Raw genomic sequence first — 21,779 nt, 5'->3', positions numbered from 1 at the left:
TTGGACAAAGATAGTAATAAGGTGCCAAAACATTGGGCATCTTAAACTGGGTTTAAAAAGGTAAAAAAATGTTATTTTTTTACTGTTAAGTATTTTTATTTGTGATTTTTTTAGTAATCTTGGAGATTTGAACCAATTTTTAAAAATACTGAAATTCTCTCAGGTATTTTTCGGTAGTAATAATTCTTTTAAACCTTAGTTTTTGTGAGAAAATCCCCCTTGCTTTTATTATTCCTATTTATTCTATACAATTTTTCAGTTCTTATTGCCCAAAATAAGGAGATCTCCTTGGAAGAAATATATCAAGGTGCCTTCAAGGTTAAGGGTTTGGATAAATTGCATTCCATGAAAAATGGAAAACAATATACCATTTTAAATATTGACAGGGCCTCGGGAATATCGTCCATCGGGAAATATGATTATAAAACCCAAAAAAAGCTGGAAACAATAGTTTCTTCTTCAAATTCAATACCGTATTTCACCTCCTATGAATTTAGTGCAGACGAATCCAAAATATTGTTGGCAACGGAAATCCAATCTATTTTCAGAAGGTCTACTCTTGGTGTTTTCTTTCTGTACGACCTTAATTCCAAATCAATTATAAAAGTTTCGGATTCCAAGATTCAAGAGCCAACCTTATCGCCCAATGGTAGCAAGGTTGCTTATGTGCATAACAATAATATCTATGTTTTGGATATTGCTAGCGGGCTTACCAAACAACTGACCTTTGATGGAGAGAAGAATAAGATAATCAATGGGGTAACGGATTGGGTGTACGAAGAGGAATTTGCTTTTGTAAGGGCTTTTGAGTGGAACAGCGATGGGTCTAAACTGGCTTTTATTCGGTTCGATGAAACCAATGTTCCGGAATTTTCTATGGATGTTTACGGTTCCAAACTTTACCAGACCCAAACCGTGTTTAAATACCCTAAAGCCGGAGAGAATAATGCGGTGGTTTCCCTACATATAGTTGATATGGATTCTTACCGGATAACGGAGGTGGGTCTGGAGGATCCCTACTACATTCCCAGGATAAAATGGATGTACCATCCCAATTATCTTAGTGTTCAGACCCTGAACAGGCATCAGAACAAGTTAAATTTATTTGAGGTAAATGTTACTGATCTTAACACCCGAATTCTATTGGAAGAAACGGATGATGCCTACGTGAATGTTAAGGACGATCTTACTTTTTTGGAGGATGATAGCTTTATTTGGACCAGTGAGAAAGATGGCTTTAACCATATTTACCTATACAACGCGGATGGGGAACTAATGAATCAAGTCACCAAAGGTCCTTGGGAGGTAACCAAATACTACGGTTACGATCAAAAGGAAGATCTAGTTTATTACCAATCTACCGAAAACGGATCAATAAATCGAGATGTTTACAGGGTCCGGAGCAATGGGAAGTATAAAAAGAGATTAACAACCAAAGTGGGGAAAAATGCAGCCGATTTCAGCGCTGATTTTACCTATTTCATAAATACCTTTTCCAGCGCAACTACTCCTCCGGAATATACCCTACATAACTCCTTGAGTGGAAAAAAAGTAAAGGACATTTTAGATAACCGGGAAGTATTGTCTAAATTGGGCAATTACAAGATAAGTCCTAAGGAATTTTCCACAATTCCCATTAATGGTAATGAGTTGAATATGTGGATGATAAAGCCAAAAGATTTTGATGCATCAAAAAAATATCCACTTTTTATGACCCAATATAGTGGTCCTGGTTCGCAATCCGTATCCAATTCCTGGATGGGTACGAACGATTATTGGTTTCAAATGTTGGCCAATGAAGGTTATATCGTCGCTTGTGTTGATGGTAGGGGAACAGGATATAAGGGAGCCGAATTTAAAAAGGTGACTTATAGGGAGTTGGGGAAATATGAAGTTGAGGATCAGATCGCCGCAGCCAAAAAATTAAGTGAATTACCATTTGTAGATGAAACAAGGACTGGCATTTGGGGATGGAGCTATGGAGGGTTTATGTCTACCAATTGTTTGTTAAAAGGGAATGATACCTTTGAAATGGCAGTTGCGGTGGCACCGGTGACCTCTTGGCGTTTTTACGACTCCATTTATACAGAACGTTTTATGCGTACTCCCCAAGAAAACCCGAGTGGTTACGATGAAAATTCACCATTTAATTATCCTGAACTTTTGAAGGGAAACTATTTATTGGTTCATGGCTCTGCCGATGATAATGTGCACTTACAAAATACGATGCGTATGGTGGAGGCTTTGGTACAAGCCAATAAACAATTCGACTGGGCCATTTATCCCGATAAAAATCACAGTATCAATGGCGGAAATACCCGCATACATCTATTCACAAAAATAACCAATTTTATAAAAGAAAATCTTTAATTCATAATTATGCAGACAACCGTTAAAGAAGCACATCAAAAGGAATTATTTGGCCATCCTGTAGGACTTTATATCCTATTCTTTACAGAAATGTGGGAACGATTTTCCTATTATGGGATGCGGGCTATTTTGGTGTTATATTTAATTACCGAAACTACCGATAGGAATCCAGGTTTGGGCTGGACCAATATTGAGGCTCTGGCACTTTATGGTTGGTATACCATGCTGGTTTATGTGGCTTCTATTCCCGGTGGTATTATCGCAGATAGAATTCTTGGACAGAAAAAAGCAGTGATAGTTGGGGCCGTTCTTTTGGTAATAGGTCATAGTATACTTGCCATAGAACAGATGTGGGCATTTTATACAGGTCTCGGTTTTATTATCGCTGGTGTTGGTATGTTAAAGCCTAATATATCTACCATGGTGGGTGGACTTTACCCAAAGGGTGATATTAGAAGGGATAAGGGATTTACCATATTTTATATCGGTATAAATATTGGCGCATTTCTTTCCAGTTTAATTGTAGGTTATGTAGGAGAGGTTTACGGCTGGCATTACGGCTTTGGTTTGGCTGGTATCTGTATGCTTTTGGGACTTATACAATTTATTCTTGGCCAGAAATATCTTGTAGGTGTCGGCGACTTTCTTGGAAAATCTGTGAACATCGAAGATCAAGATGCTTTAAAGAGACCACTTAGTAAAATTGAAAAGGATAGGGTAATCGTTTTAATTCTCTCTTTCCTTATGGTAATCGTTTTCTTCGGTGCATTTGAACAAGCTGGTGGATTAATGAATATCTATGCTTCCGAAAAAACGAATAGAATGTTGATGGGCTGGGAGGTTCCGGCTTCTTGGTTCCAATCCTTGAACGCCTTTTTTATTATTGTTCTAGGGGCTGCGGTGGCCAACTTCTGGGCCAGTCGCAAGCTTAAAGGAAAGGAGGCTTCTTCTCTTTTTAAAATGATCGTGGGGCTAATTATCATGGGTACTGGATTTTTATTTATGACAGCAGCAACTGCTCAATTCGAAAGCTCGGGGTCATCTGCCATGTATTGGTTGGTTTTGGCATATATGTTCCATACTGTGGGTGAGTTGAGTCTTTCCCCTGTTTCCCTATCCTTTGTTACCAAGTTGGCTCCCGCCAAATACGCATCTTTAATGATGGGCTTATATTTTGCAACTACAGGTTTGGGAAATAAAGTAGCAGGATTATTAGGGGAATCTGCTTCCCATCTCGGGGAGTATACGGTATTTACGGGGATTGCCATATTTTGTATTCTCTTTGGACTTCTCATAGGGGTTTTCTTGATAAAATTAAAAGCATTGACCCATGGTGCGGAAGATAATGAACGTAAAATTACACACTAATCCCTTTGGTCGGTAATTTGTATTTTAGCGTATTGGATAGCTGGATGTACCTATAATGATGATGGTTAGGTTCTGTGTAAGAGGCAATTCGGCTCAGTTGAATCTGAAATAAGTAATAAGTAAACTGTCTTGATATGAATACCGATATTGAAAATCTTTTTAAGGATAAGGTCCTTGGTCATCCTGCGGGACTATTTGTTTTATTTTTCACTGAAATGTGGGAAAGATTCTCGTTTTACGGGATGCGTATCTTATTGGTATTGTTCTTAACAGCACCCATTATAAGCGACAACCCTGGTTGGGAGTGGCCCAGGGAAAATGCCTTGGCCCTAATCGGAACCTACGCTTCCCTTTTGTATTTAACCCCGATAGTGGGTGGTTGGATCGCCGATAAGATAACAGGTTATAGAGTGGCAGTGGTAATAGGTTGTTTAATAATGACCTTGGGACATGCTGCCATGGCCTTGGAAACGACGGCCACTTTTTATCTTGGCCTAGCCCTCCTAATCATTGGTACAGGTTTCTTTAAGCCCAATATAACTTCCATAATTTCAGAGATGTATCACGGCAAAGAATCCAAAAAGGACGGGGCTTATACCATATTTTATATGGGTGTAAATGCAGGTGCTTTTTTTGGAATGATGCTTTGTGGATATTTGGCCGAAAATTACGGTTGGTCTTGGGGCTTTGGTTTAGCGGGAATTTTTATGCTTCTCGGAATGCTCCAGTTTTGGTTGGCAAGGGACTTGTTCGGAGATATTGGAGGTAAGCCTCTAAAACTAGAGGAAGTCAAAGTCGAGATAGGAGAGGATCAAGATGTAGAAACCAAATTGAATCCTTTTAGTCTCTTCGATAAAATTTTGATTGTTTTGTCTTCCATTGGTGGGCTTCTTTATCTCTTTAATGATCCTTTGGAAAAAATTCAGGGAACAAGTTTGGCACCCTTTAGTCTTGGGGGGCTCAGTGGCACCAATGTAGTTATCCTATGCTCCTTGGTCTTGTTTTTAATTTTATTGGTTACCAGAATAGCCAGATACCTACCTGTGGTAAGGGACCGAATTATAGCCGTATCGATCTTTGGGTTTTTTACCGTCTTCTTCTTTGCTTTTTTTGAACAATCCTTGGGGTCCATGACCATATTTGCTAGGGATTATACCAATAGGGAGCTTGTTGGTCAGTCGGCCATGATCTTTAAGATAATAGATGCTTTGCTGACAACTGTTCCGTTGGTAATTATAAGTTGGGTTTTGGTGCTACTGGCAAAAAAGACCTATAAACGTATAGGTCTTTCCAACATCATATTGGCAATCGCCTTTGTTGGACTTTGGATTTTAGTGATCTTTAGATTAATGGATAAGTTTTCCCAAGAGGGCAATCAGGTAGATGCAACTTGGTTCGGTATTCTTAATTCATTTTTTATCATTACACTGGCACCTTTTTTTTCTAGATGGTGGGAAAGCAAATACAACCCTAGTGCTGCAATGAAATACGGTATTGGTCTTATTTTGTTAGGTTTGGGCTTCGCAGTCCTGTCTTTTGGTGCATCGGGAATACCCTCAGGGGCACAGACCGCTTCCGTAAGTATGATATTCTTAATTTTAGCTTACTTGTTGCATACCATGGGAGAGTTGTGCATCTCCCCGGTTGGACTTTCTTATCTGAGTAAGCTTGTTCCGGCGCGTATGATCGGTTTTATGTTCGGGGTATGGTACTTGGCAATAGCCATCGGTCAAAAGGCAGCAGGAACTATGGGCGGTATGATCGACAAGATTTCCGAGCAATATTCTATGGGAACCTTTTTTCTGATCTTTACCCTTGTGCCTGTGGGTGTCGGGTTTATATCGATCGTTTTAAATCCACTTCTTAAAAAACTTATGCACGGGGTTAGGTAATTATCGTAAATTATAAATCAAAGCTCCCTTTTCGCCTGTGGAATGGAAAGGGAGCTTTTTCTTGTTACAGGTAGCCTTCCATCGTTCTATATAACTTCTATAATTGCTACCGTCGGCAATAACAATTACTGGTTGTACCGAATCTAAAAGCCTTTCCAAATTAATCTTCGGGGATTGGGTCAGTAATAGAGTTGAGACAGCAATTTCCTTAGGAAGTTGAACAAAGGAACTGTCTAGGATTAGCAGTCTGTCCTCGCCGATTAGAAAACTATTTTTTATGGGCTGATGCTCCACTTTTGTGATGTTCTGGGCAATGGTGTAATCGTTGGCCATTCTTTCCGAAGCCGTTGGATTGTTGGTAAATACGGTAACATTTTGTCCCGTTTGATGGATCAAGGTTGTATTTCTGGTAATATGCCCTACTACCAGTGTTTCCTTTTGCTTTGTAAGCTGCCTATTCCCTAAAATATACGATTGAAAGCATAAAATCAATACTAGGAAAACCATGACCCTTTTATAGGATACTTTTGTAAAGGCCATAACCATGGATATGATAATGCCATAACAGAGAATTAATTGAATGGCGTCAAAAGAAATATTTCGGAAAAGAAAATTTTCCTGCCGGGCTAGAGTCCCAATAATGGTATTCATCCAACGGATTACAGTGTCGTAGACTGTAACTAATATTGATGGCAAACTGTTTGCCAAGGAAAGTGTGATAACGAGAATTCCAAATCCTAAAATAAAGGTCAAAAAAGGAAGAATCAGTAGGCTTGAAACCAAAAACAACCCAGGGAATTGATGAAAATAATAAAGGCTTATTGGCAAAACACCCAATTGTGCGGCAATACTAACTGAAACCAACTCCCAGGTTTTTCTAAGGAACCAATATTGTGGAACCCAGAGTTTTTGTAATAGAGGGAATATCCAAACAATGGAAAAAACTGCGGCATAACTTAGTTGAAACCCAACTTGAAATAATAATTTGGGGTCTAGTAGTAATAGAATAAAAAACAGGGACAATGCCAGTATATTAAAATTACTTGTGGGCCTATTCAAGTACAGGGCATAGGCTACGAAACTAAACATGGTCACCGCCCTAAGGATAGAGGCGGAAAGACCGGCTAGCAGGGCAAAGCTCCATAATAGCAATACAATGACAACCAGCTTTATAGTTTTTCCTTTTGGAAGAAGCTCCAAGGGCATCAACAAAAAATGGAGCAGTCCCAAAAGAATTCCAATGTGTAAACCGGACAATGCCAAGATATGATAGGCGCCTGCGTTTTTATAATCTGCATCTATTTCAGTTGTAATCTCATTTCGTTGGCCAAGGAGAAGGGCTTGGATTACTCCCAATTCTTCAGTGCCAAAATTCTCTTTACTTAATTTTTCAATGATGTGGTTCCTTATGTTGGAAGCCAGACCAAAGATGGTCTTATCGGGGAGGGGATGTACCATGTAGTTATCTTGGGCAATCCTAACCTGATGCTCTATTCCTATGTTCTCAAGGTATTTTCTATAGTTAAATTGATATGGGTTTAAGGGAGGTGTAATGGGTTGGAGTGTAGTGAAGACCACTATTTCATCATCCACCAGCAGAGTTCCCTTGGTTGAATCTATGGCGATATTAAGGAGTACTTTTCCAGAAACCCTTAAACTATCCATGTGTTTAACATGCGCTACATATCTATCTGAAAAATCGTTGGATTTTAATACTTCGCGGATTTTTAGAGTATAGGCCCTCTTCCCGTCCACGGAATGATGGGTATAATGAGAACCAATATTGTTGGGTTTACTTAGGGTAAGGCTGAATATGCCAATGGCCACCGTCAAAAGCCCGGTCAGAAGCCCAAAAAGCATTGAGGGTGCTTTGTTGTTATATGCAAATACACCTCCAAGGGCAATTAATAAAATTATGGTTAAGCTAAAGGATAAGGCAAGTGATGGATTAAAAAAATATCCAATTAAAATTCCACATATAAGAAATAGGGTAAGTTTTATGGTTGTAAACCTTAGCAACCGCATGCTACAGAATCCTCGTAGCCTTTATAAAGGCGTAATTCCAATAACCCTCCCGCAGAGAGGAAACTATAACTCCCCTGGATGAGGTGGAGTGAATGAATTTTATTTCATCGCCGTCAACTTGGACCACTAAACCAACGTGGTTTATATTGTTTTTTCTTCTAGAGGTTCCAAAGAAAAGAAGGTCGCCCTTGCTAATGTTCTTTAAATTTATTTTTTCCCCTTCCTCTGCCATTTGATAGGAGGCTCGGGGCAGTTGAATATCGTGCTCCCCAAAGGCCACATAGAGCAATCCGGAACAATCCATACCCCTATCGGTTGTGCCTCCAAATTTATAACGGACCCCGGAAAATGTTAGGGCAGTATTTACGATTTGCTCGGTTATTTTGGCGGCAGGTTTACTTATTGTCTCACCTCCTAAAGCGGTCTCAGCCTTTACTTCGGCAGGTATTTCGGAGGCTTCAACAGTTATTTTTCTGTCTTCGCGATGGACTGTTTTTTTCTTGGCTGCACCGCAGCCGACCAGGGAAATAATTAGGAATAAAGAAAAAAATCTTTGTATCATCCAAGTAAAAGTTAGTGCTCTTGGATATCAAATTTAAATAATTAATTTAAAATCCGTTATTTTTTTGGAAAAACCCTTATGTATGTTTCAGGATAAATCGCCAATAATGTCGTTATTCCAACAACGTATTGGTACTGTAGTTATTGTTCAAATGGGGACCTAAAAGTGATTAAATCAATGGATTTCAGATTAGAATTATTTACAAAAGTTAAGCAAAACCTGCCAAAATTGGGATTCATGAAATTTTTATTGAGCAATTTTGGCACTCTCCACAATTAGGGACGCCGCTTTTTCACTAGCGCCTTTGCCCCCTAGTTTTTTTTCCAATTCGTAGTAGGCTTCAAACTGTCTTTTTCTCTCTGGTCCATCCAATATCTTGGTTAGTTCTGCGGTAATGTTTTTGGTATTTAAATCGTTTTGAATTAGTTCTTTAACAACTTCCTTGTCCATTATTAAATTTACCAAGGAGATAAATTTAAGGGTGATGATCCGTTTTGCAATTTGATATGATATCCAATTGGCACGGTAGCAGACCACTTGCGGAATCTTAAAAAGTGCCGTCTCCAAAGTAGCGGTTCCGCTAGTTACCAAGGCGGCATAGGACAGACTTAATAAATCATAGGTCTTATTGGAAATTAAGCTTACTTGGGAAGATTTTAAAAAAGGCTGGTAGAATTCCAAATCCAAACTGGGCGCCCCGGCAATCACAAATTGATATTTAGGAAAGGACTGTGTCACCGACAACATTAAGGTGAGCATTTTTTGAACCTCTTGTTTCCTGCTTCCAGGTAATAGTGCTATAATGGGCTTTTTTAAATCTAAATTATGTTCTTTCCTAAATTTTTTATCGGAGGTTCTTGGAATATCCCCAATAGCATCAATAAGAGGATGGCCCACAAAATTAACGGGAAAGTGGTGCTTTTTTTCATAAAATTCCTTTTCAAAAGGAAGAATTACGTGCATAGCATCAATGTCTCTTTTAATTTTATGGATGCGTCCTTCTCTAGAAGCCCATATTTGGGGGGAAATATAGTAATTTGTCCTAAAATGGTTCTTTTTGGCCCAGGAGGCAATTCTAAGGTTAAAGCCGGAATAATCGATAAAGACAATTACATCAGGATTAAAATTTGCGATATCCTCTTTACAGAAGTCAATATTTTTAAAGATCTGGTTAATGTTAGTGATTACTTCAAGGAAACCCATAAACGCCATTTCCTTGTAATGTTTTACCAAGGTGCCACCTGCAGCTTTCATTAAATCGCCTCCCCAACAACGAATGTCGGCTTCCGAATCCTTTATTTTAAGGGCTTTAATCAAGTTTGAGCCATGAAGGTCGCCAGAGGCCTCACCAGCGATGATGTAATATTTCATCCGTTTAGTTTGTATGGTTTATTACCAGTTCTCCCTTTTAATATATTGAATAATCCGTTTCCTGAATCTAAAAAACCTTATAATACAGTATTAACATAGCCGTCACCAGGGTAGCAATCATTACACCCCTTGCCCTATAATCTCTACGTATTTTTAAAAAACCAAAAAAGGCAAACAGGTTTAGAATGGCTCCAAGCGCCAATAAACTACCAATATGCCCTTGTTGAACAGCTACATTATAGGTTTCTACAATTCCAAAGTCGGAGAAGATAAGAATATATAATAAAGTTCCGACTGAATTGGCGATGATACCTACTATAAATCCAATGAGTATTTCTTTTTTAATCATTTAGTTTCCAGTTATTAATGTGTTGAATGGAATGGTGTGCGGTTAAATCAAATTGGGTTGGGACTACAGAGACATAGTCTTGGGACAGGGCATATTCATCCGTATCTTCTCCCTTGTCCAGAAGTTCAAACTCTCCCGTTAGCCAGTAGTATTCCTTGCCACTTGGACTGGTTCTTTTGTCAAATTTTTCTTTCCAATTGGCCCGTGCCTGTCTACAAATTTTTATGCCTTTGGGAGGTTTGTTATCGGTTTTGGGAATATTCACATTGAGTACAACACCATTGGGGATGCCATTTTTTAATGCCTCTTTGACTATTTTTTGAATAGCCTCCTTGGAAGCCTCAAAATTGGCATTCCAGGAATAGTCACAAAGTGAAAATCCAATAGCCGGAATTCCTTCAATCCCTGCTTCTATTGCTGCACTCATGGTTCCCGAGTAAATAACGTTGATTGAAGAATTCGATCCATGGTTTATTCCACTTACACAGAGGTCGGGCCTTCTATCCAATAGTTCCTGTAGACCAAGTTTAACACAGTCTGCGGGAGTTCCGCTGCAACTGTATTCTTCTTTTGCTCCATTTTCCAAATCTACTGTAAGCTTTTTTATATACAAGGTGTTGTCTATTGTTATCGCATGGCCCATTCCGGATTGCGGACTGTCCGGAGCCACTACAACTACGTCCCCTATGTCCTTTATAAATCGTATTAATGCTCTTAGTCCGGGAGCTGTAATGCCATCGTCGTTTGTGACTAGGATCAAAGGTTTCGCCATGGTATATAATTTATGCTGCAAAAATACGTTTTTAATCTATTATCGGATTTCCTAACATGGAGAGTACACAATGAAATTTTGTCCCGAATTTATAGAATTCCAAAATAGGTCCAACCGTTGTCAGTGTCCAATGAGATTGAGATATTAACAAAAGATTAATGTCATATTGGTATAATATGGCACGATTTTTTCGTTATCTTAGAGTAATTGCCATTAAAGGTCATAATTAAATGGCAAAACTTGGATTGCACTCATCGTTTGATTAATTTTAGATGTTTGCTTTAGTACATTCAGGGAGGGGTTGTTTTATACTTTAAAATTTACTCCAAATGTGGAATAATAAAATAAAATAGATGAAAAGAAATTTAGCCTACGCCTTAATAGTAATGCTTGTTGCGGTAGCTTCATGCAGTTTTACGAACAAATCATTTGAAACTGATGATAAGGACAAGTTATTATTGGACCTTATTACATACGTTTTGGAACGTGGTCATTATCAGCCGAAAGCTATTAACGATGATTTTTCCGTTAATGTCTTTGAGGGTTTTTTGGATATTTTAGATCCTACCAAGCGTTATTTTCTTGAAAGTGATATCCAGGAATTTGAAAAATACAAGTTTCAGATAGATGATCAAATCAAGAATACCGACATTTCCTTTTTTGACATGGTATATCAACGCTTATTGAAGCGTATGGATGATGCCAAAGTGATTTATAAAGAGGTTTTAGAGGAACCATTTGATTACAATGAGGATGAATTCATTGAAATCAATTATGATGGGCAGGGGTATGTAGACTCACGTAAGGAATTAAAAGAGCGTTGGAGAAAACAACTAAAGTATGCAACTCTGGGCACTTACGATTCCAAATTGGAACTCAATAAAGAATCTTCAGGGCCAAATAGTAGTGAGGCATCCAATAGTGGAGATAATTCCAAAGCCTTTGCTGATGAAAATGTTTCTTCCAAGCCATTAAGCCCCGCTGAAGCCGAAAAGGCTGCTAGGGATTTAACAAAAAGTACCTTGGATGATTATTTCGATTTTGTTGATGATTTGGAACGTAAAGATTGGTTTGTACAATATTTAAATACCATAGTCGAAGTCTTTGACCCACATACTTTTTATTTTGCACCGGATGACAAGGAAAAATTCGACACCAGTATGTCAGGTAAATTTGAAGGTATTGGTGCTCGATTACAAAAGAAAAAAGATCAAACTAAAATAGTAGAGATTATTTCAGGAGGTCCGGTATGGAGAGATCAACAGTTGGAAGTTGGCGATGAGATTTTAAAAGTAGGACAAAATGGGGAAACGCCTGTTGATATTGTTGGTATGCGTTTGGATGATGCCATCAAATTTATAAAAGGCCCTAAAGGTACAAGGGTGGATTTAACCGTTAAAAAAGTGGATGGTTCTATGGTAGTTATTTCCCTGACTAGGGATGTAGTTGAACTGGAAGAATCATATGCGAAATCTGCCTCCATAATCAAGGGTAATCAAAAATATGGCCTTATTAATTTGCCAAAATTTTATGTAGATTTTGAGGACTATAATGAAAGGAACGCGGCTACGGACGTGGCCCAAGAAGTGGAAAGACTAAAAGAAGCTGGAGCCGAAGGCTTAATTTTAGATCTTCGTGATAATGGCGGTGGATCTCTAAAAACAGTAGTGGAAATGGCTGGACTCTTTATTAAGGATGGTCCAATTGTACAGGTAAGGTCTACCGATAAAAAACCCGAGGTTTATAACGATAAGGATGAGCGCATTCAGTGGGACGGTCCTTTGGTAATTTTGGTAAATGAATTATCGGCCTCTGCTTCTGAGATATTGGCGGCAGCTATGCAAGATTATAAGAGAGGGGTGGTTATTGGTAGTAAACAAACCTTTGGAAAGGGTACGGTTCAAAATGTAATCCCCTTAGAGAATATCGTTAGAAGCAATGAGCATGGAGATTTGGGTGCTATAAAACTTACTACCCAAAAATTCTATAGAATTAATGGTGGGTCTACCCAGTTGGAAGGTGTTAAAAGTGATGTAGTTGTACCAGATCGTTATAGTTATATTGACCTAGGGGAAAGGGATCAAGAAAATCCATTGACCTGGGATAAGATTTCCCCAGCAGAATATACTCCTTGGGATGGCTATATAGACTACGAGGCCACCATTGCGAACAGCACTAAAAGAATGAACCAGAATTCTCAAATAAAATTGATTGAGGAAAATGCGCAATGGATAAAAAAGGCACAGGACGAAACTGTGGTTTCTTTAAAATACGCGGATTATAAGAAAGGATTGGAAGCGGATAAGGAAAAGGCCAAGTATTTTAAAACTATATCGGATTATGATTCCCATCTATCATTTGAATCTCTAAAATACGAAAAAGAACTATTTACCCAAGATTCGATTTTAAGGGAAAAGCGTGACCGCTGGCATAAGGATTTAGCTAAAGACGTTTATGTAGAAGAGGCTGTTAATGTTTTGGAGGATCTAAAAATGAATAATATAAAGAATTCCAAATTGGCCAGTGTTAAAGGATAATTTTTGAATAAAATAAAAAACCTGCTCATAGAGCAGGTTTTTTTATGTCAATAATTAGCCAGATGCTTAATCCTGTAATTGGAAATTGTTTATAAAGATGATTACTTTGGCTTCTGGCATTTCACATGGTTTTAACTGCTCCACCTTGTCTGTAATATAAAAGTTAAAACTGATAAAATCGTTACCACCCAACTCTTCGGCATATACTTTAATGCTTTTGCCGTTATTGAAATTGGACCGCGTTACTCCGTATCTTTTGTTTTGAAATAGTACCCTGGAGTAACCTAAGGGGATGGCTTTTATTCTTTCTGTTAACATGGCAGCAATACACTTTGTTGTAATAAGGATATATTCTTATGAACTACAGGAGAGCATGGAACATCCTACTTTGTTCCTAGCCCAATCCGGACGCTTGGCAAACCATTTTTCAGCTTTCATTTGTTCGTCGTATGGATGCTTTAAAAGTTGAAAAAATTCATTGATTAAGGCATAATCCCCTTTGTCCGCCTCATCTATGGCCAATTGTGCCATATAATTTCTCAGGACATATTTGGGGTTCACTTTATTCATTTTTTCGCTTCTCTGCTCGTCAGTCAGGTTTTCCTTTTGCAATCTTAATTGGTAATCGGTAAACCATTTTTTCCATTTTTCAAAAATGTCGCCATCAACTTCTTCAAAGACATAGAAGGCATCCTTCACCGGGTTTAAAAAGTAATCATCAATAGGGCTTTCTTTTCTAATTTTGTTCAAGTTTCTAAAAAAGATGGTCATATCGGTTTCTGTCAATTGCAAGTTTTCTTCTAGTCTACCCAAGAGTTCGCCATCATTTTTATCTGTATCAAAAAGTCCAATTTTAGATTTCATCATCGAGAGATATTTTGTCTGGTAATCTTCTCTGTATTCCTTTAAGATCGTTTCAAGGGGTGCTGCATCTTCTATCAAAGGAAAGAGGGCGTTAGCCAATTGATATAGGTTCCAAAGTCCTATATTTATTTGATTGCCATATCTATAGCGCTTATGCTGTCGGTCCGTTGTATTAGGGGTCCAACCTTCATCATAACCTTCCAACCATCCGTAAGGTCCGTAGTCTATGGTAAGGCCAAGAATAGACATATTGTCCGTGTTCATAACCCCATGTACAAAGCCAACACGTTGCCAGTTGATGATCATATCGAGTGTACTATTGGCCACTTCCCTAAAAAACTGGATATAAGATTCCTTTGTACCTTTATTCAAATGGGGAAAGAAATGCCGAATAGTATAATCAGTAAGATCCTTTAAAGTTTTTTTATCCTGTCTTGAAGAAAATATTTCGAAATTCCCAAAGCGTAAAAAAGATGGTGCCACCCTGCATACAACCGCCCCCTTTTCGTAAGCGGGATAACCATTATAAAGTATGTCGCGAAGTACTTGATCGCCCGTTAACGCCAAGGAAAGGGCTCTTGTGGTGGGTACTCCTAGGTGGTACATGGCCTCACTGCACAAATATTCTCTAATGGAAGACCGCAATACGGCCAAACCATCGGCAGTTCTGGAATAAGGTGTTTCACCTGCCCCTTTAAGCTGTAGCGCCCATTGTTTATTGTTGTGGTTAACTTCAAATAAATTTATAGCTCTTCCATCACCCAGCTGTCCGGCCCAATTGCCAAATTGGTGGCCACCGTAGCACATGGCATAGGGTTGCGTGTCTGGTAATACGGCGTTTCCTGTAAAAATATTTAGGAACTCTTCGGACTTAAGGTCGTCCTCCGTTAACCCCAGGTCTAATGCCAATTCACTTGAAGTGTGAATCATGCTTGGTGTAGCAGTTAATTTTGGAGTTACTACAGAGTAACATGCCTGCATGACCTGCCTTCTTGTGTTTTCCAAAATAGGGTCCGCTGGTAGTTCTGTATTAAAGGTATCCTTAACATTCAAATTCATACAATTCCTAATCTATTATTGAGTTCCATATTTTACCTCTTCTGGCAACGGCCTTTATATAAGAACATACCGCCACCGCCTTGTATCCTTCATTGGTCAATTGCTCAAAGGTACCTTCCACAAGTTTCTTGCCATACCCTTTGCCCCTTAGCTTAAAGGGTACTTCGGAATAGGTCAAATACATCTTCCCATCAACTAGCTTGTATGTAACCATAGCCGTTTCACCATTTATAACCATGGTAAATTTCTTGTTCTCTTTATCGTGCTGTACCTTTAAATTACCTGTTGTTAAATTGTTATCCATTTATTTAGTTCTTTTACGGTAGATTTTCTCAGTTTTTTGATCAAAAGTTTAGAGTATTTAAATTGAGTTTCCCTAATTCATACAAATTACGCAATTCTTGGGCAGGGCAAGAATTGTTTTTCACGTTCAGGAATGTGAATGAAAAATGCTGCGATTCCAAACAATCATAATAGAACTCGGTTTTAGCGAATCTTTGTACACCATAAAGGGTTTTTGGTAAAAGACTGTCCGTTAAATTATATGGTCCTTAAGAAATTAATTGCATTTTGTACATTTAAGTGAAAATCTGCAAAAACTAGATTATCGTGTTGATCTATTAGTATAAACCAGGGTGTTCCTCCAGTTCTGTAATTTATCATGATCTTCGATATATTGTTGGAGCTTTCATCGCCGGGATCATGGCCAAAGGGAATTTTTAAATCGTATTGATTTTGGGTTTCGAGTATCTTGTCATAGGTGTTGGTATCATGCCCTTCAAAGACGGTCTGAATGCTCAAAAAAACAATATTTCGGTTGTCTTTTAAAGCAGTAACCATTTCCTTAAGCGCCGGAAATCCTCTGCTATGGCATCCTTGACACCAACTTTGAAAACAATAAACAACCTTGAATTTTCCCTGAAAATCGGACAATTTAATAGCCTTGGTGATATTTCCACTGGCATCTATCCATTGTGCTACCCCGAATTCACGAGCCTTAAAAATATTCTTGTCATCCAAAGTGCTATCACTCATTTAAAATATCCTTTTCAGTTTACTTTAATACAAATTCTATAGTAGGGAGGGATGCTTTTATAACATCTGTTTAATTCTTAATGGTTACTTCCGATTATTTGAAAGCGCAATTACACTTTTGCTTTTTTAAGTTTATCGGCATGCATTTTTCGGAGCTTGCTCAACTTTGGGGTTATAACTGCACTACAGTAACCCTGGGACTGATTGTTCCTATAGTAATCCTGGTGATATTCTTCAGCTTCGTAAAATGTTCCCAACGGACTAATTTCTGTTACAATTGGTTTGTCGAAGTATGGTGCCACTTCCTTTAATACCAGGCCTGCGTTTTCCTTTTGGGCATTATCGTGATAATAAATAACCGAACGATATTGTGTGCCGGTATCTGCTCCCTGACGGTTTAAGGTGGTTGGGTCGTGGCTGGTCATGAAAACGACCAGGAGGTCTTCGTAGGCAATAATATTGGCGTCAAAGGTTACTTGAACTACTTCTGCATGGCCGGTAAGTCCAGAACATACTTCCCTGTATGTTGGTTTACCCGGTGCATTCCCCCCAGTATAACCAGAAATTACTTTTTCTACACCATTTATTTCCTGAAAAATGGCCTCCACACACCAAAAGCATCCACCGCCAAAGGTTGCGGTTTCTAATTTTTTATTTTTCATCGGTTACCCTTTCTTTAATTATTTTCATAGATTCTGAATTAATACAATAGCGCAGTCCGCTGGGTTCGGGCCCGTCTGGGAATACATGCCCCAAATGGGCATCACAGGTATTGCACATTACTTCTACCCTGACCATGCCATAGGAAGTGTCCTTATGGTATTTAATGGCATTGTCTTTTATTGGTTGTGTAAAACTGGGCCAACCGCTTCCGGAATTAAATTTTATAGTGGAATCGAACAAAGGGGTATCACAGCATATACAACTATATTTCCCGGCATCATGGGTGCTACAAAGTGCTCCACTATGCGGTGCTTCTGTTCCTTTATTTCTGGCAATTCTAAATTGTTCAGGAGTTAGTATTTGTCTCCATTCCTCCTCAGTTTTCTCAACTCTTTTATCAGGTTGTAGATTTCCTTTAACACTGAAGTTGATGATATCTTTCCAAGTCAACATATATATTTTCCTTTCTTTTTTATGGTATAAATAGTAGTCGGTATTTAATCTGATTGGGGTTTTTGGGATGTTGGCATTTTTGGTCCAATAAGATTTTTAGTACACCTATTTTGTCGCTCCAAAACCTCTAAACTTACAAGGGCGACAAATCCCAATTGGCAACTTTAAATTATATTTACATTATGAATAAATATAACAAAAATAGGGTCATTTATACAACTCTGTTGCTGGTTTGTGTAGTCCTATTTTGGATGTTTGAGAATTTCTACACGCCTGCTCCCTATACACTGCCTGAAGGGGAAGGTAGTAGGACCGAAATCCCTGAACTCCTAAGGCCCAGTTCCACCACTGGTGAAATAGTGCAACATGCCCATTTTACCTTATCCTATAATGAAGCCTATGAGCAGGCGGAGTGGGTGGCTTATGTTTTGGATAAATCCCATTTGACTACAGACGATAGAAAAAGACCTTTTTTTTTGGAAGACCCCAAGGTTAGTACCAAGTCTGCGGACTGGAGAAACTATAAGGGTTCTGGTTACGATAGGGGCCATCTGTGTCCTGCGGGTGACCGCAGATTCTCCGAAAAAGCATATAATGAAACCTTTTATACAAGTAATATTAGCCCACAGGATAGGGATTTTAACGCGGGAATCTGGAATCGGCTAGAGCAGAAGCTGCGGTATTGGGCCAAAAAAGATGGGCCATTGTTCGTCGTTACCGGGGGAGTTTTGGAAAAAGGTTTGCCCAGCATAGGAGAAGAGGATGTGGCAGTCCCAAAATTTTACTATAAAATTATTGCCAAAGGTAATGGTAAGGACCTCAAGATTTTAGCATTTCTTTTCCCGCACAGGGAAGATATTGGGAAATTGAATCGATTTGTAGTTTCGGTAGATGAAGTGGAAAAAATGACGGGAATCGATTTCTTTCCTAATTTGCCAGATGATCAAGAAGATTTTTTGGAAGCCAACATAAGTACTGGCGGTTGGAAATTTTAGGTCAATTCATTTAATCTATTGGCATCCAATTTAAGGAAAATGAACAATAAGGCTGTAAAAAAAAGTAGGCCGGATCCTCCATAACTGAAGAAGGGTAGTGGTATTCCTATGGTGGGCAGGACACCTGTGACCATACCTATGTTTATGAAATAATGTATGAATAAAATGGAAATGACACCATAGCCGTACATACGACTGAAATCATTTTTCTGTCGCTCGGCCAAATGAACCAACCTCAAAAGCAATAGTGTGAATAGGATAACAACGGTTGCCGTACCAATAAACCCCCATTCTTCACCTACAGTACTAAATATGTAATCTGTATGTTGTTCAGGAACAAAGTCGCCCTTGGTTCTCGTTCCCTCCAAAAATCCTTTCCCAAAAAGGCCTCCTGATTCTATAGCTTTTTCAGATTGATAAGTATTGTACCCTATGGTTTTTCGGATTTCCTCCAATTTTTTGGGGTCTTTTTCCAATCGAAGCCAAAGACCGAACCGGTCTCTATGGCGTTGTTCAAAAACCGAATTAAAAACAAAATTAACCGATAGGGAGAATAGAACAATGGCAACATAAATAAGGGTAACCGGGATAATGGGTACTTTGAATGATGGCTTTTTCAATAATAGGAACAAAGCTAATAGGAGTCCTAGGATTATGGCTACCCAGATAGTCCCGAACATTAGGGTTAAAATAAATATAAGGATCACCATAATTCCTATACTTAGATAATAAAGCGGGAGACCTTCCCTAAATATTACAAAGATCAAGGCAAAGAAGACCAGGGCGCTTCCTGGATCTGGCTGTGGAATGATCAAGAAAGCCGGAATCAAAATTATCAGTATTGAGATCATTTGGTCTTTCTGTCGCTTAATGTCTGTCTGTATATCGCTTAAATATTTGGCCAATGCCAGGGCGGTGGCAACTTTTGCAAATTCTGAGGGTTGGAGATTGAAAAAACCAAGGTCGTACCAAGAGGTAGCCCCGGCAATAGTTTTGCCAAAGACAAAGAGGCCTAAGAGCATTGCAAGGGATATAATGTAAAACAGGCTTGAAAATCGTTCGTAAAAATTGGCTTCCAAGGCCAGAATAATTATAATTGCGACGGCACTAGTTCCAATAAAAAACAATTGCTTTCCGTGTAATGAAGCAAAATTGAATATCGAAGGGTCGTCCTCGGTGAAGGTGCTTGAATAAATATTTATCCAACCTATAAATACTAAGGAAATGTATATTAGAACGCTAAACCAGTCTAAGCGTTTAAGGACACTTTTACCAGACACGCTCATTTATTTTAAAGGGTTGTCCACTATAGGGCTTTGCATATTCCTCCTCCAAAGTTTTTTCCAACATTCTTTTCTCCAAGTCACCACGGGTAATTTCACCTTTTAGATATTTTTCAATCATTAAGGAAGCGATATGGCCGGCAAAACGAGATCCAAAGTATCCGTTTTCTATATATACCGCAATGGCGATCTTTGGATTGTCCACTGGTGCAAAGGCAACAAAAACGGAGTTATCCGTGAGTTGGGTGCGTACCCCATTTATTCTTGTAAAGTTTTCAACGGTTCCTGTTTTGCCTGCGATTTCGATACCTTCTATTTGGAGCCGTGCAGCTGTACCTTTCCTGTACACTTCGGCCATTCCCTGGACAACCGGTTCAAAATATTTTATATCAATAGTGGTATGTTTGGCTTCGGTGAATTCTGGAATACTAATATCTTCAGCGCCAATTTTTTTGAGTATATGTGGTGTAAAATAATGTCCTCTATTGGCAATGGCTGCGGTCATGTTGGCCAATTGGATAGGAGTAACCTCTACTTCTCCCTGACCTATGGAATTGGAAATAATGGTAGACGAAGACCATCGTTTTTCTCCGTATATTCGGTTGTAATATTCCTTATTTGGAATTCTTCCGGGTCTTCCAGTAGGAAGGTCGTAACCCAAAAATGTTCCCAAGCCAAAGCTTTTCATATGCTTTTCCCAGACATCCATTGCTTCGGCAGAGGTTGGATATTGGTCATAGATTTTGCGAAAAGTTCCCGCAAAATAGGCATTACAGGATAGATATATGCCAGAATTTAAATTTCTGCTTCCTCCTCCGCAATGGCAGCCTCTTTTCCTTTTTCCCACATAGAATCCGTTGTAGCAATGAATAGTAGTTTCCGGGGTAATTGCCCCTTCTTGAAGTGCTACGAGTGCATTTAAGGTCTTAAATGGTGATCCAGGGGATTGTGATGCCAATAGGGAACGATCAAAAGTTGGTTTTGAAATAGTGTCATAGTGCAATTTGCTATAATTTCTAGATCGCTCCCTACCCACCAAAAGGGCTGGGTCATAGGTTGGACCGGAAATTAACGCCAGTATTTCACCGGTTGCAGGTTCAAGGGCTACAACTCCTCCATGTTTCCCAGTCATCAATTTTTCACCGTATTCCTGAAGTATTTTATCTATTGTTACGGTTATTTGTTTTCCTTGTTCGGGCAGGGTATCCAAAGTACTGTTCTTATAGGGTCCAATATCCCTATTAAATCGGTCTTTCTGAATGTATTTTACGCCTTTGCGCCCCCTAAGGATAGTTTCGTATTCCTTTTCAATACCGGTAGTTCCTTTTAATTCCCCGGCAGCATAGGAAGGATTTCTTTCCAAGTCCCATTCGTTGACTTCACTAATGTATCCCAAAACATTGGCGCCACTATTGGTGTCGTAATATCGCAAGGATCTTTTTTGAATATAAAACCCTTCATATCTTCTCATTTTTTCTTGAAGTCGACCGTAATCTTCTTTGGAAAGTTGAGGTACTAAAACAGAGGGTAGTCTTGGGGAATAAACCCTAGCTTTCTTTAATTGGGATACGAACCTTTCTTTATCAATTCCAAGAAGGTTGCAAAATTCAAGGGTGTCCAAGGGCTTTACTTCCCTTGGGATAACCATAACGTCATATGCCGGCTGGTTGGCAACTAATAGTTCTCCATTTCTGTCATATATATAGCCCCTTTCCGGATAATCGTAAACTGCTTTAATGGCGGGATCTTCCAATACTTGGTTAGGAGAAAAACTAAAGATCTGGAGATATGACAATCTACCGATAAAAGTTATTCCAACCAGCAATATAATGGAGGATAATAAGATTTTTCTCATTCTTTTTTAACACTAAAAAGTGAACTTAACAGTAAGCACAATATTAAAGTAGCTGCACTGATAGCTAAAACTTTCTTCAAAATTAACAGTGTATTTGCTAAACTGAAAATTTCTAGAGTGAAGAAAACCAAATGGTGTATTATTATTAATAACGCTAAAAATGTAATTTGTTGTGCTCTAGTGGTGTTGGTTAGTTTAAAATTTTGAAATTCGTAATTCACCCCAAAACAAAAGCGCATAATGGTTGGCCTTAAATAAGCAATAGTGACGGTGGCAGCGGCGTGTATGGCAACGGTATCCGAAAATAAATCAACCATAAAGCCAAG

General features: G+C 38.8%; 18 protein-coding genes. 5 read left to right on the top strand and 13 right to left on the bottom strand.

The genetic code is table 11. The features are described from left to right. Positions 1 to 204: 204 nt before the first annotated feature. The 3 genes from H4O18_RS00280 (at position 205) to H4O18_RS00270 (ending at position 5,630) form a co-directional block, all read left to right on the top strand. On the top strand, positions 205 to 2,370 hold the full coding sequence (locus H4O18_RS00280; RefSeq protein ID WP_187581105.1) for a DPP IV N-terminal domain-containing protein: 2,166 nt from the start codon (positions 205 to 207) through the stop codon (positions 2,368 to 2,370). Positions 2,371 to 2,379: 9 nt separating this feature from the next. Beyond that, complete coding sequence (locus tag H4O18_RS00275; protein ID WP_187581104.1) at positions 2,380 to 3,738, top strand: peptide MFS transporter; 1,359 nt, start codon at positions 2,380 to 2,382, stop codon at positions 3,736 to 3,738. Between the two features lie 134 nt (positions 3,739 to 3,872). Next, entirely contained in the window at positions 3,873 to 5,630 is a 1,758-nt protein-coding gene (locus H4O18_RS00270; RefSeq protein WP_187581103.1) for a peptide MFS transporter, read from the top strand. Here the strand turns inward: H4O18_RS00270 and H4O18_RS00265 are convergent, their stop codons facing one another. The 5 genes from H4O18_RS00265 to surE all read right to left on the bottom strand — a co-directional run bounded on the left by H4O18_RS00265 (position 5,631) and on the right by surE (position 10,709). Beyond that, on the bottom strand, positions 5,631 to 7,655 hold the full coding sequence (locus H4O18_RS00265) for a ComEC/Rec2 family competence protein (RefSeq protein ID WP_187581102.1): 2,025 nt from the start codon (positions 7,653 to 7,655) through the stop codon (positions 5,631 to 5,633). 1 nt (position 7,656) lies between these two features. Beyond that, positions 7,657 to 8,217, bottom strand: coding sequence for a C40 family peptidase (locus tag H4O18_RS00260; protein ID WP_187581101.1), 561 nt, complete (start codon positions 8,215 to 8,217; stop codon positions 7,657 to 7,659). A gap of 246 nt (positions 8,218 to 8,463) precedes the next feature. Then, positions 8,464 to 9,588, bottom strand: a complete 1,125-nt coding sequence (gene lpxB / locus H4O18_RS00255) for a lipid-A-disaccharide synthase (protein WP_187581100.1) — start codon at positions 9,586 to 9,588, stop codon at positions 8,464 to 8,466. A gap of 67 nt (positions 9,589 to 9,655) precedes the next feature. Beyond that, positions 9,656 to 9,937, bottom strand: a complete 282-nt coding sequence (locus tag H4O18_RS00250; protein WP_187581099.1) for a hypothetical protein — start codon at positions 9,935 to 9,937, stop codon at positions 9,656 to 9,658. Then, entirely contained in the window at positions 9,930 to 10,709 is a 780-nt protein-coding gene (surE, locus tag H4O18_RS00245) for a 5'/3'-nucleotidase SurE (protein WP_187581636.1), read from the bottom strand. The genes H4O18_RS00250 and surE overlap by 8 nt, the downstream gene beginning before the upstream one ends. 353 nt (positions 10,710 to 11,062) lie before the next feature. Here surE and H4O18_RS00240 point away from each other — a divergent pair, with 353 nt between their 5' ends. Then, complete coding sequence (locus H4O18_RS00240; RefSeq protein WP_187581098.1) at positions 11,063 to 13,246, top strand: carboxy terminal-processing peptidase; 2,184 nt, start codon at positions 11,063 to 11,065, stop codon at positions 13,244 to 13,246. 66 nt (positions 13,247 to 13,312) lie between these two features. Here H4O18_RS00240 and H4O18_RS00235 read toward each other — a convergent pair whose 3' ends face one another. From H4O18_RS00235 to msrB, 6 genes are all read right to left on the bottom strand, one after another. After that, positions 13,313 to 13,564 carry a peptide methionine sulfoxide reductase gene (locus H4O18_RS00235; protein WP_187581097.1) on the bottom strand — a complete coding sequence of 84 codons (252 nt, stop codon included), beginning with the start codon at positions 13,562 to 13,564 and terminating at the stop codon, positions 13,313 to 13,315. 36 nt (positions 13,565 to 13,600) lie between these two features. Then, entirely contained in the window at positions 13,601 to 15,169 is a 1,569-nt protein-coding gene (locus tag H4O18_RS00230; RefSeq protein WP_187581096.1) for a protein adenylyltransferase SelO, read from the bottom strand. 7 nt (positions 15,170 to 15,176) lie between these two features. Further along, positions 15,177 to 15,473, bottom strand: a complete 297-nt coding sequence (locus H4O18_RS00225) for a GNAT family N-acetyltransferase (protein ID WP_187581095.1) — start codon at positions 15,471 to 15,473, stop codon at positions 15,177 to 15,179. Between the two features lie 236 nt (positions 15,474 to 15,709). After that, positions 15,710 to 16,204, bottom strand: a complete 495-nt coding sequence (locus tag H4O18_RS00220) for a peroxiredoxin family protein (protein ID WP_187581094.1) — start codon at positions 16,202 to 16,204, stop codon at positions 15,710 to 15,712. Positions 16,205 to 16,314: 110 nt separating this feature from the next. Further along, positions 16,315 to 16,866: a peptide-methionine (S)-S-oxide reductase MsrA gene (gene msrA / locus H4O18_RS00215; RefSeq protein ID WP_187581093.1), complete on the bottom strand. Its 552-nt coding sequence runs from the start codon at positions 16,864 to 16,866 to the stop codon at positions 16,315 to 16,317. Next, complete coding sequence (gene msrB, locus H4O18_RS00210) at positions 16,856 to 17,320, bottom strand: peptide-methionine (R)-S-oxide reductase MsrB (protein WP_187581092.1); 465 nt, start codon at positions 17,318 to 17,320, stop codon at positions 16,856 to 16,858. Before msrB ends, msrA begins: the two co-directional genes overlap by 11 nt. 182 nt (positions 17,321 to 17,502) lie before the next feature. On the opposite strand from msrB, the gene H4O18_RS00205 reads away from it, so the two are divergent. After that, the gene (locus H4O18_RS00205) at positions 17,503 to 18,315 is read left to right on the top strand and encodes a DNA/RNA non-specific endonuclease (RefSeq protein ID WP_187581091.1); all 813 of its coding nucleotides are present in this window, start codon (positions 17,503 to 17,505) and stop codon (positions 18,313 to 18,315) included. On the opposite strand, the gene rodA is transcribed toward H4O18_RS00205, so the two are convergent. Together rodA and H4O18_RS00195 are read right to left on the bottom strand one after the other, a co-directional pair. Further along, on the bottom strand, positions 18,312 to 19,595 hold the full coding sequence (gene rodA, locus H4O18_RS00200; RefSeq protein ID WP_187581090.1) for a rod shape-determining protein RodA: 1,284 nt from the start codon (positions 19,593 to 19,595) through the stop codon (positions 18,312 to 18,314). The genes H4O18_RS00205 and rodA overlap by 4 nt on opposite strands. Continuing rightward, on the bottom strand, positions 19,585 to 21,453 hold the full coding sequence (locus H4O18_RS00195; RefSeq protein WP_187581089.1) for a peptidoglycan D,D-transpeptidase FtsI family protein: 1,869 nt from the start codon (positions 21,451 to 21,453) through the stop codon (positions 19,585 to 19,587). Before H4O18_RS00195 ends, rodA begins: the two co-directional genes overlap by 11 nt. Positions 21,454 to 21,779: the final 326 nt, after the last annotated feature.

The sequence above is a fragment of the Arenibacter arenosicollis genome (genome assembly GCF_014397245.1).
Taxonomy (GTDB): Bacteria; Bacteroidota; Bacteroidia; order Flavobacteriales; family Flavobacteriaceae; genus Arenibacter; species Arenibacter arenosicollis.
Note: the sequence above shows the minus strand (reverse complement) of the source record. Positions and strands in the feature narration are given on the sequence as shown.